This is a genomic window from Alcanivorax sp. HI0044 (assembly GCF_001634945.1).
Map to the genome: position 1 here is coordinate 1 of NZ_LWEZ01001785.1, position 855 is coordinate 855.

The 855-nt window shown below is 55.4% G+C and carries 2 protein-coding genes; both read right to left on the bottom strand.

Annotation, left to right across the window (positions count from 1 at the left end; all coding sequences use genetic code 11):
* Positions 1-228 precede the first annotated feature (228 nt).
* A complete protein-coding gene (locus A3730_RS26710; RefSeq protein ID WP_231880510.1) occupies positions 229-594 on the bottom strand; it encodes a cytochrome c5 family protein in 366 nt (121 codons plus the stop codon).
* A gap of 2 nt (positions 595-596) precedes the next feature.
* The coding region (locus A3730_RS26715; RefSeq protein WP_156501390.1) for a cytochrome c5 family protein at positions 597-855 on the bottom strand (259 nt) is incomplete at its 5' end.

The window sequence follows — 855 nt, forward strand, 5'->3', positions numbered from 1 at the left end:
GGAAGCACTAACAACAGACAAAAAAGAGCTTGCACCCAACCCCAGATACCCGAACGTGACACAGCCATGCGATCCCCCGCTTTTAACCCTACGCTTCTTTATAGAATCGAGCGCGCAGACTAACAGCAAGGCACAGGCGTTTATGTAAGTTATCTCTTAGGGGGAAGGTAAGACTTTTACGACAACAAGAATGGCTTTCTTACAAATGGATAATGCTAAAAAGTGGAGCTATTTCGCCCCACTTTTTAGCAGCATGTAAATCACCGTGCTGCGAATTTCCTCGTCACTGCAATCGAAACAGCCACCGCGAGGAGGCATCGAGTTGATGCCATTGATCGCTTCCTGCACCAGGGTATCGAAACCTTCTTCTTCAACCTCGTGTGACCAGTAAAGGCGATGCTCCTTGCCGACACCAGGCGCGCCCAGCGCACCGGAGCCGTGACAGGTCACACAGTACTGCTTATACAACTGCGCCCCGTCACGCGCCGCTGCCTTGTCGGTAGCCGTCGTGTCCGGGGCGCTGTCGTCGGAGCAGGCTGCCAGCACCAGTGCTGACAGCAAGAGTCCGGGTAAAAACCAACAGGGTCGCGACAAGATTATTGGCTCTTGCTGACCATGTACTCGATGGCGGCCTTGAGTTCGTCATCAGAGCAGTTCATGCACATGCCTTTAGGGGGCATGGCGTTGATGCCGTTGATAGCGTTCTTCAGCATGGTCGCTTCGCCTTTGGCGATGTGCGGTGCCCAGGAGGCGGCATCACCCACTTTCGGGGCACCGGCAGCGCCAGTGCCATGACAGGCCGCACAGGAGGCGTTGTAGACCTGCTCACCGGAACGGGGACCACTGGCCACTTCT